Annotated in this window: 13 protein-coding genes; 4 read left to right on the forward strand and 9 right to left on the reverse strand. The window is 59.8% G+C overall.

Translation table 11 applies throughout. The features are described 5' to 3' along the window. Nucleotides 1-193: 193 nt before the first annotated feature. Nucleotides 194-1,915 (reverse strand): bifunctional isocitrate dehydrogenase kinase/phosphatase, encoded by a 1,722-nt coding sequence (gene aceK, locus BLU01_RS05280; protein WP_092271661.1) that lies wholly within the window; start codon nt 1,913-1,915, stop codon nt 194-196. A gap of 157 nt (nt 1,916-2,072) precedes the next feature. Between aceK and BLU01_RS05285 the strand changes: the two genes are divergently transcribed. Then, the gene (locus BLU01_RS05285) at nt 2,073-2,981 is read left to right on the forward strand and encodes a DMT family transporter (RefSeq protein ID WP_092271664.1); all 909 of its coding nucleotides are present in this window, start codon (nt 2,073-2,075) and stop codon (nt 2,979-2,981) included. Nucleotides 2,982-3,117: 136 nt separating this feature from the next. Here BLU01_RS05285 and BLU01_RS05290 read toward each other — a convergent pair whose 3' ends face one another. From BLU01_RS05290 to cysK, 3 genes are all read right to left on the reverse strand, one after another. Further along, nucleotides 3,118-4,398 carry a TerD family protein gene (locus BLU01_RS05290; protein ID WP_092271667.1) on the reverse strand — a complete coding sequence of 427 codons (1,281 nt, stop codon included), beginning with the start codon at nt 4,396-4,398 and terminating at the stop codon, nt 3,118-3,120. A 222-nt stretch (nt 4,399-4,620) separates the two neighbouring features. After that, complete coding sequence (locus BLU01_RS05295) at nt 4,621-5,559, reverse strand: aspartyl/asparaginyl beta-hydroxylase domain-containing protein (protein WP_092271670.1); 939 nt, start codon at nt 5,557-5,559, stop codon at nt 4,621-4,623. 518 nt (nt 5,560-6,077) lie between these two features. Beyond that, nucleotides 6,078-7,052, reverse strand: coding sequence for a cysteine synthase A (cysK, locus tag BLU01_RS05300; RefSeq protein WP_092271673.1), 975 nt, complete (start codon nt 7,050-7,052; stop codon nt 6,078-6,080). Nucleotides 7,053-7,179: 127 nt separating this feature from the next. Here cysK and BLU01_RS05305 point away from each other — a divergent pair, with 127 nt between their 5' ends. Continuing rightward, nucleotides 7,180-8,256 (forward strand): DUF748 domain-containing protein, encoded by a 1,077-nt coding sequence (locus BLU01_RS05305; RefSeq protein ID WP_092271676.1) that lies wholly within the window; start codon nt 7,180-7,182, stop codon nt 8,254-8,256. On the opposite strand, the gene BLU01_RS05310 is transcribed toward BLU01_RS05305, so the two are convergent. Beyond that, entirely contained in the window at nt 8,253-8,753 is a 501-nt protein-coding gene (locus BLU01_RS05310; RefSeq protein WP_092271679.1) for a DUF2442 domain-containing protein, read from the reverse strand. The genes BLU01_RS05305 and BLU01_RS05310 overlap by 4 nt on opposite strands. Before the next feature lie 229 nt (nt 8,754-8,982). Here BLU01_RS05310 and BLU01_RS05315 point away from each other — a divergent pair, with 229 nt between their 5' ends. Continuing rightward, entirely contained in the window at nt 8,983-9,828 is an 846-nt protein-coding gene (locus tag BLU01_RS05315; RefSeq protein ID WP_092271682.1) for an AAA family ATPase, read from the forward strand. A 36-nt stretch (nt 9,829-9,864) separates the two neighbouring features. Beyond that, complete coding sequence (locus tag BLU01_RS05320) at nt 9,865-11,043, forward strand: vWA domain-containing protein (protein WP_092271685.1); 1,179 nt, start codon at nt 9,865-9,867, stop codon at nt 11,041-11,043. Between the two features lie 118 nt (nt 11,044-11,161). Here the strand turns inward: BLU01_RS05320 and BLU01_RS05325 are convergent, their stop codons facing one another. From BLU01_RS05325 to BLU01_RS05340, 4 genes are all read right to left on the reverse strand, one after another. Continuing rightward, nucleotides 11,162-12,088, reverse strand: coding sequence for a 5-oxoprolinase subunit C family protein (locus BLU01_RS05325; RefSeq protein WP_092271688.1), 927 nt, complete (start codon nt 12,086-12,088; stop codon nt 11,162-11,164). Further along, on the reverse strand, nt 12,085-12,789 hold the full coding sequence (gene pxpB / locus BLU01_RS05330) for a 5-oxoprolinase subunit PxpB (RefSeq protein ID WP_092271690.1): 705 nt from the start codon (nt 12,787-12,789) through the stop codon (nt 12,085-12,087). Before pxpB ends, BLU01_RS05325 begins: the two co-directional genes overlap by 4 nt. Continuing rightward, nucleotides 12,786-13,538: a 5-oxoprolinase subunit PxpA gene (locus BLU01_RS05335; RefSeq protein WP_092271693.1), complete on the reverse strand. Its 753-nt coding sequence runs from the start codon at nt 13,536-13,538 to the stop codon at nt 12,786-12,788. The genes pxpB and BLU01_RS05335 overlap by 4 nt, the downstream gene beginning before the upstream one ends. A 90-nt stretch (nt 13,539-13,628) precedes the next feature. Further along, entirely contained in the window at nt 13,629-14,915 is a 1,287-nt protein-coding gene (locus BLU01_RS05340; protein ID WP_092271696.1) for an MFS transporter, read from the reverse strand. Between the last annotated feature and the right edge of the window lie 137 nt (nt 14,916-15,052).

The raw sequence follows: 15,052 nt of genomic DNA on the forward strand, positions 1-15,052 counted from the left end.
GGCGTGTCAGGGAGGGCCACCCCTCACCCTAACCCTCTCCCCAAAGGGGCGAGGGGACTGACCGAGGTGTTCTTTTGAGCTATATCGACCTGAAAGTCCGAGTCGAACGCAGATTCTGAAAAGCACGAAGATCGGCTCCCTTTCCCCTCTCCCCCTTGGGGAGAGGGCTGGGGTGAGGGGTCGATTTCAGGGGTTATTCGTTGTCGAGGCCTTTGCGCCGATACGGGAACACGTCGATGACTTTCCCGGCGCGAATCGCCTCTTGCAGACTTTTCCAGTAATCGGCGTTGTACAACTCGCCATGCAACTGATCGAACAACCGCCGCTGTCCCGCGTCAGCAAACAAAAACGGTGGAAACTCTTCCGGAAACACGTCCAGCGGCCCGATCGAATACCACGGTTCGGAGGCCATTTCGTCCTCCGGGGTGCGCGGCTGCGGGATGTGCCGGAAGTTGGCTTCAGTCAGATAACAAATCTCGTCATAGTCATAAAACACCACGCGCCCGTGGCGAGTGACGCCGAAGTTTTTCAGCAACATGTCGCCGGGAAAGATGTTCGCCGCCGCCAATTGCTTGATCGCCAAGCCATAATCTTCCAGCGCCTCGCGCACCTGCGCTTCGTTGGCGTTTTCCAGATAAAGGTTCAGCGGGGTCATCCGCCGTTCGGTCCAGCAGTGGCGGATCAGCACGGTATCGCCCTCGACCGACACCGTTGACGGCGCCACGTCCAGCAGCTCTTCGAGACACGCCGGTTCGAACTTGCTCAGCGGAAAACGGAAGTCGGCAAACTCCTGGGTATCGGCCATGCGCCCGACCCGGTCGACACTTTTCACCAGCCGATACTTTTCGATCACCGTCGCGCGGTCGACGTTTTTCGACGGCGAAAAGCGGTCCTTGATGATCTTGAACACAGTATTGAAACCCGGCAGCGTGAACACGCTCATGACCATGCCGCGCACGCCGGGCGCCATGATGAATTGGTCGTCGGTGTTGGCCAGGTGATTGATTAGCGCCCGATAAAACTCGGATTTGCCGTGTTTGTAGAAGCCGATCGAGGTGTACAGCTCGGCGATGTGCTTGCCCGGCAGGATGCGTTTGAGGAAACCGATAAACTCCGCTGGCACCGGCACATCGACCATGAAGTAGGAACGGGTGAACGAGAAAATGATCGACACGTCCGCTTCATCGGTGATCAGCGCGTCGATCTGAATCCCCCGACCTTCGCGGTGCAGCAGCGGAATCACCAGCGGCCATTGCTCGTCACGGGTGTAAATGCGCCCGACCAGGTAGGCGCCTTTGTTGCGGTAGAGCACCGAGGAAAACAGTTCGACCGACAGCTCCGGGTCCTTGCACACCCAGTCCGGCAGGTTTTCGCGCAGTTGCGCTTCGAGGCGGCGCAGGTCGCCGGCGAGGTCGGCGTAATCTTCGCTGAAACGGTAGTCGGCGAAGATGCTCGCGAGCATTTCCGACAAGTGCCCCTGGGGTTTGTAGGTGCGCGTTTGCGCAGCGCGGGCGCGGCGTAGGCTGGGCCGGGTGGTGTGGATGAACATGCAGCCGTCGCTGATCAGGTCGTGGCTGAACAGCCCGCAGAAGATCGAGTTGTACCAGGTCTCGGACAGTTCATCGTCGAATCGCAGGTCGATCAACGTGATGTAGGCGCTTTTGACCAGCGGCCAGCAGCTGACTTCCATCAGCGCGGCATCGTCGAACGTTTCGCGCAAACGGGCGATGGTTTCCCCGACCTTTTCTTCGTATAGGTTGATCCGCGCCGCCGAGGCGACTTGCGCCTCTTGCCACTGGGCCTGCTCGAAACGCGCGCGGGCACCGTCGGTGATCTGCCGGAAATGCTCGCGGTAATCGTCAAAGCCATCGAGGATCATTCGGGCGATATCGGCGGCGGGCCATTGCTGCGGCATGGTGAGACCTCTGCGGGAATTTCGGAAACCTGAGCTTAGCCACTGAACCGTGCGCAGGAGAAGCGTATTTTTCGCGGCGAATTGATTGCGCGGTTTTCGGTTGCCATCGACAGGACGCTCGGCAACACTTGCGCCCTTATAAAGGAAGGAGTGCCCCGTGAGCGCTGTCGATATTGTTCGTTTGTTGTCGCTGGCGGCGATTTGGGGCGCGAGTTTTCTGTTCATGCGCGTCATCGCGCCGGTGATTGGCACCATTCCCACGGCGTTTTTCCGCGTGTCGATTGCCGCCGCCGGGTTGCTGGTGATCCTCGGGCTGATGCGCATCAGTTGGGATTTCAAGGGCAAACTGAAAACCGTGATGCTGCTGGGCGTGATCAACAGCGGCTTGCCGGCGACCCTGTATTCGGTGGCCGCGCAAGTGCTGCCGGCCGGTTACTCGGCGATTTTCAACGCCACCACACCGTTGATGGGCGTGTTGATCGGCGGCCTGTTTTTCCATGAGCGGCTCACTGCTGCCAAGCTCGGCGGGGTGTTTCTCGGATTGCTCGGCGTCGGCGTCCTGACCCGCGCCGGCCCGGTGGCGTTCGACATGCAATTGCTGATGGGCGCCCTCGCCTGCCTGCTCGCGACTACCTGTTACGGCTTCGCCGGATTCCTCGCGCGGCGCTGGCTCGATCAGGCCGGCGGCCTCGACAGTCGTCTGTCGGCGCTGGGCAGCATGCTCGGCGCGACGTTGTTTTTGCTGCCGCTATTCGGCTACAGCGTTGTCACCCAGCCACCGGCGAGCTGGGGCGGCTGGAACGTCTGGCTGTCGTTGCTCGGGTTGGGCCTGGGCTGTACGGCGTTTGCCTACATCGTGTACTTCCGCCTGCTCAGCTCGATCGGCCCGGTGAAGTCGATGACCGTGACGTTCGTCATCCCGCCGTTTGGCGTGCTGTGGGGCGCGTTGCTGCTGGACGAGCCGTTGTCGATGGCGCACGTGTACGGCGGGGTATTGATCGGGGCGGCGTTATGGCTGGTGTTGAAACCGGCGGTGACCAAGGCGCCGGGGTTGGCAAAACCGTAATCGAGTTGGCACCGAACCTGTAGGAGCGAGGCTTGCCCGCGAAGGCGTCAGTCCAGTCAATATGTGCGTTGACTGGACTGACGCCTTCGCGGGCAAGCCTCGCTCCTACGGGGGTTGTGGGGCGGTTCGAGCGATCTCAGACGTAGCTTTTCTTGCCACCACTTTGCGGCGGATGGCCTTTGAATACGGGTGGGCCATCCATGGTGATCAGCAGTTTGTCGCCCTTGCGCGACAGCCATGGCGTGGCTTCGCTGCCGGTTTTTGAGGTGGTGCCCGACGGGCTCAGTTCGATGTGATCGAGGTCGATTTCGATCAGGCCGATGACGTAGGTGTAGACCATGCTGCTGAAGAAACCGCTCTTGAACTCAAACGCGCATTCGACCACCTGATCGCCGTATTCCATGCGCATTTTCGGCTTCAGCGACGCTACTGAAACGGCGCCGTTGGCTACTGCCGAATAGACGCTGCACACCAATGCAACCTTGCCGCCCATGCGCTGGGAGATGGCCGGGTTGATTTCCACGGTTTCGATGCCCGGCGCCGAGGCACTGGCGTTGACCACGTCGCCGGTGTGGAAGACGAACGGATCGGCGTCGAACGAACCGCTTTTGTCCGGTGCCTGGATGATCGACATGCGGCCATCCGGGCGAAGAATGCCGACGCGCAGATCGAGGTCGTCGTTGTCCTGGTTATCGCCGTTATCGACCCAGGTCGCGCTGACGCGAATGACTTTCGGCGCCGACGGGCCTTTCTCCAGCGACACTTTGTGGCTGGTGCCGGGCTTGTCGAGGGTGATCAGCGACTTGGCGATGTTGACCGGTTTAGCGGCGGCGGGCGGCGCTGGGGTCGGGGTCGGGGTTGGCGCTGCAGTCGGCGCGGCGGCTGGCGCTTCGTCGGCGACTTCGATGCCGTAGAGGCCGCAGAGCCCGGCGAGGCCCGAGGCAAATCCCTGCCAGACCGAACGCGCCTTGAGCTGGCCGTTGCGCACGTAGAGTTCAAGCACGACGATGCCGGTCTCTTGCGAGAACGTGCCCGGTGCGAGTTCGAGGGTCTGGTCGCCGACGATCACTTGCGCGCGCAGGTCCTTGACCGCCGCGAAACCACCGCCGCTGCCATCCTGAGTCAGGCTGATGGCGATTTTGGTGATGTTCGCCGGCAGACGCGACAGGTCAAAACCGATGCGGTGGCTGACCACGCCGTTCTGGCTGACCGGCGCAATGAAACTGGCGGCGCCCGAGGCGTGTTCCGGCGCGTTGAAAAACACCACGCCGCTGTCGTCGACAACCTTGCCGGTTTCGGTGACGAGGAACGCCGTGAGGTTAACGTCGAGATTGTCGCCGGCCGCATGGCTGACCACGACTTGCCCCTTGGGCATGCTGAGGGTGGTGTTCTCGCCGGGCTTGAGGGATTGAGTCACTGAAAGTCGCCTATTCCATGGGGTTATGGCAGCACACGGCAGGTGTGCCGCCCCTTCATTTCATTCAGGGAGCGCGCAGCCAGCCCAGGGAACAGTCTGTCGAACAGGGCCGTACCGCCGACGGAGTTTAACGGCTTGCGCGGCATTTTTGGCAGGGCTTTGCGCAAACGCCAGGCATAAAAAAACCGCTCACAAGGAACGGTTTTTTTATCGTGGCCGGTTTTAGCCGAACAACCAATACGCCAACAATGCCAGCACCACCACCGCGAGGATCGGGCGTGCGATGCGGTAGGCCTTGGGATTGCGGCGTTTCCATTGTTTGACCACGCCGCTGAATTTGTCGCTGGAGTTCTTGCTCCAGGCGTAGGCGCGGTTGATTCCGCCAACGTGTTCATCGTCGAGATTCTGCGGTGCAGTGGCGCGGCCCAGCAGGCCGCTGACCCAGCGATTGATGCGCGTCATGAAGCGGTTGCTCAGCGGCCGCTCGATGTCGCAGAACAGAATCACCCGAGTTTTTTCCGTCTCATTCTTGACCCAATGCACGTAGGTCTCGTCGAACATCACGTCTTCGCCATCGCGCCAGGCGTAGACCTGACCGTCGACGAAAATTCGGCAATCGTCGGAGTTCGGCGTCGACAGCCCCAAGTGATAACGCAATGAACCGGCGAACGGATCGCGGTGCGGGTTAAGGTGGCTGCCGCCCGGCAACAGGGCGAACATTGCGCCTTTGACATTGGGAATGCTGCTGACCAGCGCCACGGTTTTCGGGCACAGGGTTTCGGCGGATGGCAACGGTTTGTCGTACCACTTGAGGTAAAAACGCTTCCAGCCCTTTTTGAAGAACGAGCCGAAACCGGCGTCGTTGTTCTTTTCGGCGGCGCGAATATAGCCCTCGTCGAACAGGTGCATGGCTTCGTCGCGGATGATTTCCCAGTTGTCCTTGAGCACGTCCAGTTCCGGAAACTTGCTGCGGTCCAGATACGGCTTGGACGGCACGCCAGAGAACAAGTACATCAGCGCGTTGTACGGCGCAAACAACGCCGAGTGGTTAACGAACTGACGCAGGACGGGCAAACGTGCCTTGCCGCGCAAATGCACATAGAGGGTACTGCCGAGGAACAGCAGCAACACCGACGCCTTCGCGGCAAAGGAAAAGGTCATCTACGACTCCTTGAGATTTAAGCTTTGGTGCACAACGCCCTATACCCGACGTGGCAGCCGGCCATGATAACCACTACCGGACCGGGGAAAAACCCGCTTGATTGAACAAACAGTGTTAAAGGTTGCGCAATAAAGCACTTATTACCATAACCATCCTGAACGACGGCTGACTTGGGTCAGGGTTGGTTTTGATTGGGTAATGGATCCCTGGTAGCGAGCCAGTCCTATCTATGTGGTGAGCCCATTACATTTCTGTGGTTAGCCAGCAACATTTCTGTGTGAGCAGTCACAGCTCTGTGGTTAACCAGCAACATCTCTGTTGTGAGCCAGACACATCACCTGTGGCGAGGGGGCTTGCCCCCGTTGGATTGCGCAGCAATCCCGTTTTTTCAGATCAACAGAAGGGCCGTTGCGCGACCCAACGGGGGCAAGCCCCCTCGCCACAAAAACTTCCTTTGCCATAAACGCTTGCGGGCCACAAAAGCTTCTTTATCCCCGCGTTGAAACAGGTCTGGCGATCAGGCCTGGTTCTCGGCTTCGGTAAACAGGTCGCTGAACAGCATGCTCGACAAGTAACGCTCGCCGGAATCCGGCAGGATCACCACGATGGTCTTGCCCTGCATTTCCGGGGTTTCGGCCAAACGCACCGCTACCGCCATCGCCGCGCCGCACGAGATACCGCACAAAATCCCTTCTTCCTGCATCAAGCGCAGGGCCATCGCTTTGGATTCATCGTCAGTCACCACTTCAACCCGATCGACCATCGACAAATCCAGGTTCTTCGGCACAAAACCGGCGCCAATGCCCTGAATCTTGTGCGGGCTCGGCTTGATCTCTTCGCCGGCCAAGGCCTGCGAAATCACCGGCGACGACACCGGCTCCACGGCCACCGAGATAATCGGTTTGCCTTGGGTATTCTTGATATACCGCGAAATACCGGTAATGGTTCCACCGGTTCCGACGCCGGCGACCAGCACATCGACTGCGCCATCGGTGTCGTTCCAGATTTCCGGGCCAGTGGTCTTCTCGTGGATCGCCGGGTTGGCCGGGTTATCAAACTGCGCCGGCATGAAGTAAGTGGCCGGGTCGCTGGCGAGAATTTCCGCAGCCTTGTCGATCGCGCCCTTCATGCCTTTGGCCGGTTCGGTCAGTACCAGTTCGGCGCCCAAAGCCTTCAACACTTTGCGCCGTTCGATGCTCATCGACGCCGGCATGGTCAGCATCAGTTTGTAACCACGGGCGGCGGCAACGAACGCCAGGCCAATTCCGGTATTGCCCGAAGTCGGCTCGACAATGGTCATGCCCGGCTTGAGTTTGCCGGTGCTTTCGGCGTCCCAGATCATGTTCGCGCCGATCCGGCACTTGACCGAATAACCGGGGTTGCGCCCCTCGATCTTGGCCAGGATAGTCACGCCGCGTGGCGCGATGCGATTGATCTGTACCAACGGCGTGTTGCCGATGGAATGGGCGTTGTCAGCAAAAATACGGCTCATGGCTGGGTCCTTGTACAGCGTTGAAGAAGTTGTCCACGGTATGCCTGTTGCGGATGGTCGTCCAGTTCAGGCGAACGTCCGGCAACCACAGCAGTCAATGCCTTTACATTGCCAAGGAATTGCCATTATGAAGCGTCGATACAGCTGGCCACTTTGGACCCTCGCCGGCGTCATTGTGCTGTTGGTCGCACTGGATATCGCCCTGCCCTATCTGGTGCGTAATTACCTCAACGATAAACTCGCCGACATGGGTGACTACCGCGGCCAGGTGACTGACGTCGACCTGGCTCTGTGGCGCGGAGCCTATCGAATCAACGGCCTGAAAATCGTCAAGGTCGACGGCAAAGTCCCGGTGCCGTTCGTCAACGCGCCGCTGATCGACCTCTCGGTCAGTTGGCATTCACTGTGGTACGACCATGCCGTGGTCGCCGAAGTGCAGTTCATCAATCCTGAGATCAACTTCGTCGACGGTGGCGCCAACAAGCAGAATTCCCAGACCGGTCGAGGCACCGACTGGCGCGAGCAGATGAGCAAGTTGCTGCCGATCACCCTCAACGAAGTGCGCATCAACGACGGCAAAATCACCTTCCGCAACTTCAACTCGCAACCGCCCGTGAACATGAACGCCACACAGGTCAACGCCAGCCTGTTCAACCTGACCAACGTGGTCGACACCGAAGGCAAACGTGACGCTCGCTTCGAGGGCAAGGCCTTGCTGCTCGGCCACGCGCCGCTGGAGTCCACCGCCACCTTCGACCCGCTGAGCAATTTCGAAGACTTCGAGTTTCGCTTGCGCGCCAAAGACATCGAACTCAAACGCATGAACGACTTCGCCTCGGCCTATGGCAAGTTCGACTTCAACGCCGGCCATGGCGACGTGGTGATCGAGGCAGAAGCCAACAAGGCTCAGCTCAAGGGCTACATCAAACCGCTGCTGCGCGACGTCGAAGTGTTCAATTGGCAGCAAGACGTCGAAAACGAGAACAAGGGCATTTTGCGCTCCGTGTGGGAAGCCATCGTCGGCGGCAGCGAAACCGTGCTGAAGAACCAACGCAAAAACCAGTTCGCCACCCGCGTCGAACTCAGCGGCAACGTGCATCAGCAAAATATCAGCGCGTTCCAGGCGTTTTTGCAGATTTTGCGTAACGGTTTTGTCCAGGCATTCAATGCTCGCTATGAACAGCCGAAGCCGGATCAGAATTAAGGTTTGCGCGTGACCACATAGCGACCGGTTTCCTCCGCCGCCGCCAATGTCCGGTTCTGCTGCAGCGAATCCCAGCCCAGACACGCCAGCGCCAATGCCCTCGGTACTGCTTCGCGCCCATTGCTGTAACGGCTGATACTGCGGGCGCTGACGCCCAGCGCCTCGGCGGCCTGGTTCAACGGCAGACCGGTACGCGCGCGCCAGTCGATGAAAATTCTTGTGTTTTCGTCGGCTGAGTTCTGCGCCAGCGCGTCCAGGTATAAAGAGTCAGCGCCAATCTGGATATCCGCGTCGGCCCACTCCACCGTCCAGCCGTCATCACCGATAGCCGCCGCCTCGAAAACACGGTTATCAAGTAAAGGCCGCAGCCCCGGATACGTCTGCAGATCGCCGCTCAGGCTCAGCGTCAGTTGCTGTCCGTCAATAAAGGTCAGCTGCAGGCTAAACCCCGGCAAAGCCTTGACGGCCGCCAACCTTGGTCGCTTCATGGGTAGCATTGTTTCCGGCCTTCAACATGAACATGCCGCATACCCTATCGCCAAATCGGCGATACCTGAATGCTGGCCTTGAGCCGAGACTGAGTCAAGATGTGACGCTGCATTCAGAGACTGAATAACCCGTCTGCGTTCACAGTAGACCGGGCTGCGCGTTATAGTCGGGGCATCATACTTATCGCGTTCCGCCCTGCTCCGTTTCAGGTCGGCGTTACCGTTCGAGGATTAGCAGATGAAGTTCGAAGGCACCCAGGCCTACGTCGCCACCGATGACCTGAAGCTGGCGGTCAACGCCGCAATTACCCTGGAGCGACCGCTGCTGGTCAAGGGTGAGCCCGGCACCGGCAAGACCATGCTCGCCGAGCAATTGGCCGAATCGTTCGGCGCCAAGTTGATCACCTGGCACATCAAATCGACCACCAAGGCGCATCAGGGCCTGTACGAGTACGACGCGGTCAGCCGTTTGCGCGACTCGCAACTCGGCACGGAAAAGGTCCACGACGTTCGCAACTACCTGAAAAAAGGCAAGCTCTGGGAAGCCTTCGAGGCCGAAGAACGGGTGATTCTGCTGATCGACGAAATCGACAAGGCTGACATCGAGTTCCCCAACGACTTGCTGCAAGAACTCGACAAAATGGAGTTCTACGTTTACGAGATCGACGAGACGATCAAAGCCAAAAAGCGCCCGATCATCATCATTACTTCCAACAACGAAAAAGAGCTGCCGGACGCATTCCTACGCCGCTGCTTCTTCCACTACATCGCGTTCCCCGATCGCGTGACGATGCAACGAATCGTTGACGTGCATTATCCGGACATCAAAAAAGACCTGGTCAGCGAAGCGCTGGACGTGTTCTTCGACGTGCGCAAAGTACCGGGCCTGAAGAAGAAGCCATCGACTTCGGAGCTGGTCGACTGGCTGAAACTGCTGATGGCCGACAACATCGGCGAAGCGGTGCTGCGTGAGCGCGATCCGACCAAGGCCATTCCGCCGCTGGCCGGGGCTTTGGTGAAGAACGAGCAAGACGTGCAACTGCTTGAGCGCCTAGCGTTCATGAGCCGTCGCGGCTCTCGCTGAGTTTCGCTTTTTTTAACAAAAGCGGAGGCCATCGCCATGCTGCTCAATCTGTTCAATGAAATGCGCGCAGCGAAAGTGCCGGTCTCGGTGCGCGAGTTGCTGGACCTGATCAACGCGCTGAAACAGCGCGTGGTGTTCGCCGACATGGACGAGTTTTATTACTTGGCCCGGGCGATCCTGGTGAAGGACGAAAAGCATTTCGACAAGTTCGACCGAGCCTTCGGCGCCTATTTCAACGGCCTGGAAAAACTCGACGACCACCTTCAGGCGTTGATTCCCGAAGACTGGTTGCGCAAGGAATTCGAGCGTTCGCTGACCGACGAAGAACGCGCGCAGATCCAGTCCCTGGGCGGCCTCGACAAGTTGATCGAGGAGTTCAAGAAACGCCTCGAAGAACAGAAAGAACGCCACGCTGGCGGCAACAAGTGGATCGGCACCGGCGGCACCAGCCCGTTCGGTTCGGGCGGCTTCAACCCGGAAGGCATCCGCGTCGGCGATGCCGGCAAGCGTCAGGGCAAAGCGGTGAAAGTCTGGGATCAGCGCGAGTACAAAAACCTCGACGACTCAGTGGAACTCGGCACGCGCAATATCAAAGTTGCACTGCGCCGCTTGCGCAAGTTCGCGCGCCAAGGTGCGGCGGAAGAACTCGACATCGACGGCACCATCGACCACACCGCGCGCGATGCCGGGTTGCTGAATATTCAGATGCGCCCGGAACGACGCAACACCGTGAAGTTGTTGCTGCTGTTCGACATCGGCGGTTCGATGGACGCGCATGTGAAGATTTGCGAGGAATTGTTCTCGGCGTGCAAAACCGAGTTCAAGCATTTGGAGTATTTCTACTTCCACAACTTCGTTTACGAGTCGGTGTGGAAGAACAACATGCGCCGCACTTCCGAACGTTTCTCGACCCAGGATTTGCTGCACAAGTACGGCGCCGACTACAAGGTCATCTTCATCGGCGACGCCGCCATGGCGCCCTACGAAATCACCCAGGCCGGCGGCAGCGTCGAGCACTGGAACGAAGAGCCGGGCTACCTGTGGATGCAGCGTTTCATGGAGAAATACAAAAAGCTCATCTGGATCAATCCATACCCGAAAGACACCTGGGGCTACACCTCGTCGACCAACATCGTGCGCGATTTGATTGAAGACCAGATGTACCCGCTGACCTTGCGCGGGTTGGAAGAAGGGATGCGGTTTCTTTCCAAGTAACTTCGCTGCCCGGCCGGACACCATCGCGAGCAAGCTCGCTCCCACAGGGAAATGTGTCGTTCACACAGTGTGTGGGCAACACCGATCCAGTGTGGGAGCGAGCTTGCTCGCGATGCTTTTAATGGTTCACAAACCGTCGCAGATATTCGACCTGCTCCCGATGCGCGAAGTCCTGCATCACCGGGCGTAATCGCACCTTCGTCCCCGGCAGGCATTGCGCCAGCCGCGCCAATGCCAGCGGCGTCAACGCGCCCAATCGCGGATAGCCGCCGATGGTCTGCCGATCATTGAGCAGCACAATCGGCTGGCCATCCGGCGGCACTTGCACGGCGCCGAGCGGGATGCCTTCGGAGATCATCGGTTGGCCCTGATATTCCAGCGGCGTGCCGAGCAGACGAACGCCCATGCGATCGGCGCGGCTGTCCAGTTCCCAGACACCGTTGAAGACATCGAACAGACTTTGCCCACTGAACGCGCCGATCTGCGCGCCGAGCACCAGATCCAGCGGCGCATCAACGCTGAAATTCGGCACGTGTTCGCGGGGCAATTCCCGCAGCAAAATCAGCGCACTGCCGGAATAACCCAGCGCAGCATCCTTGGCCAACGCTCGACCGAAACCGTCCAGCCCGCCGAGTTCTTCGCGAACCACCGTCGCGCTGCTGCCCAGCACCTTGGGCGCATCAAACCCGCCCGGCGCCGCCAGATAAGCACGAGCGCCGAGTCGCGGCTGGGTGAACTGCAAGCGCTGGCCTTGGTGCAGCCTGAAACTGCGCCACGGCGCCAACGGCTGGCCATCCACTTGCGCGCCGAGGTCAGCGCCGGCCAGCGCCAGCACACAATCTTCCTCGGCCAGCACGGTGAATCCGCCGAGGGTGATTTCCACCACTGGCGCATCCACGCCGTTACCGAGCAGCCAATTGGCCCACGACATCGAGCGCCAATCCAGCCCGCCGCCCTGGGTCACGCCCAGATGCCGCACGCCAAATCGCCCGGCGTCCTGCAACAGGCACAGCGGCGTGCTCGCTTCAATTCTCAGTCGGCTCATGCCTGCGCCTCCAGTGGCGTATCGTCGCCGCCGAGGTTGATGAATTCGGCGTGGCTGACCGCTTCAAAGCGCACCGTGTCGCCCGGCTGCATCAGGCTGTAGCCGTCGCGCTCGCGGTCGAACAGTTTTGCCGGAGTGCGGCCGATCAGGTTCCAGCCACCGGGGGAAACCAGCGGATAAGCCGCCGTCTGGCGCTCGGCGATACCGACGCTGCCCGCCGCGACTTTCTTGCGCGGCGTGTTCAGACGCGGCGCCGCCAGCACTTCCTCGACCAGCCCCATAAACGCGAAACCCGGCGCGAAACCCAACGCAAACACCTGATACTCGCGCTCGCTGTGACGGCGGATTACCTCATCCATCGACAAGCCACTGCGTTGCGACAACAGGCTCAATTCCGGGCCGACGCTGACGTCGTACCAGACCGGCAACACATGGCAATGGCCGCGCGTACTGGCGTTGGGCGACAGATCAATCAACGCCTCGCCGATCAATTCCCGCGCCTGCGCCGGGCTCAGCGCGGTCAGCTCGTAATGCACCATCAGCGTCGTATAGGACGGCACCAGATCAATCAAATGTTCGCCAAACGCAGCGCGCAACGCCTCGCTGGCGGCGAGCATCCACGGCATGTTCGCTTCGGCGATTTCATCGAACAGCCGCACCATCAGGCAATCCAGCGCGACCACTTCTACCCGCAGTTTCATGAAGCGCTCTGCTGATTCAAGGCTTCGCGGATGCGTTGCACGGCGGCCACCGAACTGGCGTTGTCGCCGTGCACGCACAGCGTGTTGGCGCGCAACTGCAAAGCGCTGCCGTCGCTGGCGGTGAGCGAGTCGCCACGGGCAATGGTCAGCGCCTGTTCGATGATTTTCTCCGGTTGGTGATGCACCGCACCGGGCAATTGTCGCGAAAGCAATTTGCCGGCGCTGTCATAGGCGCGGTCGGCGAACGCCTCGAACCACAGGGTCACGCCACATTCATCGCCCAGTTGCTGCGCGGCGCTGTTGTCGCGGGTGGCCATCAGCATCAGCGGCAACGTGCGGTCGTACGCCGCGACCGCCTCGATCACCGCGCGCAATTGCGCCGGGTTGGCCATCATGTCGTTGTACATCGCGCCGTGCGGTTTGACGTAACTGACCCGCCCACCCTGCGCCCGGCAAATGCCGTCGAGGGCGCCGATCTGGTAATGCAGAATGTCTTGCAGTTCCTGCGCGGCATAGGCCATCGAGCGCCGACCGAAACCGACCAGATCCTGATAGGCCGGGTGCGCGCCGATCTGCACGCCGTGGCTCAGGGCCAGGCCGACGGTCTGGCGCATGATGCTCGGATCCCCGGCATGAAAGCCGCAAGCGATGTTGGCGCAGTCAATGAACGGCATGACCTCGGCGTCCAGACCCATGGTCCAGTTGCCAAAGCTTTCGCCAATGTCGCAGTTCAATAGCAGGCGGCTCACGGTGAACACTCCTGTAGGCATTTTCTTTTTTTACTGCCGGGACATTCTTGTAAAACATGCCCGGCAGATTATCAGTTGCTGGCTATTAAGCTATTCGGCAACCAGTTGCTTGCCACGGGTTTCCGGCAGGCTCAGCGCCGCAAGGATCACCACGCCGTAGGACACCGCCGCAAATGCGCCGATGCCTACGCTCAACGGTACTTTCTGGCTGAGCAAACCGATAAACAGTGGGAACAACGCCGCCAGCGCCCGACCGATGTTGTAGCAAAAGCCCTGGCCCGAGCCGCGAATCCGCGTCGGAAACAACTCAGTCAAAAACGCGCCCATGCCACTGAAAATACCCGAAGCAAAGAAGCCCAACGGGAAGCCCAGCCACAGCATCACGCCATTGCTGACGGGCAATTGGGTGTAGAGCAGGACGATGGTGAAAGAGCCGACGGCGAACAGGATGAAGTTCTTTTTGCGCCCGAGGATGTCGGTCAGATAAGCGCTGATCACGTAGCCGACGTAGGACCCGACAATCACCATCGCCAGATAACCGCCGGTGCCGAGCACGCTCAAGCCGCGTTCATTCTTGAGGAAGGTCGGTAGCCACGAGGTGATTGCGTAGTAACCGCCGAGGGCGCCGGTAGTCAGCACCGAGGCGCGAATGGTCGTGAAGAGAATGCCGGGCGCGAAGATCTCGTAGAATTTCGCCGGGTTGCTCGGCTCTTGCTTGGCTTTGGCTTCGCGATAGATTTCTGGGTCCTTGACCAATCGGCGGACGAAGATCACGAAAATCGCCGGGACGATGCCGAGGATGAACAAAGCGCGCCAGGCGTCTTCCGGCGGCAACACCGAGAACAGCAACGCGTACAGAATCGCCGTCAAGCCCCAGCCCAGCGCCCAACCTGATTGGACCATGCCCACCGCTTTGCCACGGTCCTTGGCGCGAATCACTTCGCCCATCAACACCGCGCCGGCCGTCCATTCACCGCCGAAACCAAACCCCATCAAAGTGCGGCTGATCAGCAATTGTTCGTAGTTTTGCGCGAAGCCGCAGAGGAAAGTGAAGAAGGCAAACCACAGCACGGTCAGTTGCAAGGTGCGCACGCGACCGATGCGGTCGGAGAGAATTCCCGCCACCCAACCGCCGATGGCCGAGGCGATCAGCGTGCTGGTGTGAATCAGCCCCGCTTCGCCGGTGGTGATGCCCCACATCGCAATCAGCGTCGGCACTACGAAGCTGAGCATTTGCGTGTCCATGCCGTCGAGGCCATAGCCGATCTTGCAGCTCCAGAACGTGCGACGTTCCTGTTGATTGATGTTGCGATACCAGTCAAACGGCCCGGGCCGAGCCGTGGCTTTGGGGATTGCAGTGGTGTCGGGCGCACTCATGGCGGATCTCCGTGCAAATTTTATTGGTATTGTTCTGAGCCCCGACGACGCCTATCGTGGGAACCGGATGGCCTGATTTTTGGGCGCCCCGCCCTGCTGCGTCCAACTAATAAAAACCCGGTCCAGGCATAAGATTT

It is taken from the genome of Pseudomonas prosekii (genome assembly GCF_900105155.1).
Lineage (GTDB): Bacteria > Pseudomonadota > Gammaproteobacteria > Pseudomonadales > Pseudomonadaceae > Aquipseudomonas > Aquipseudomonas prosekii.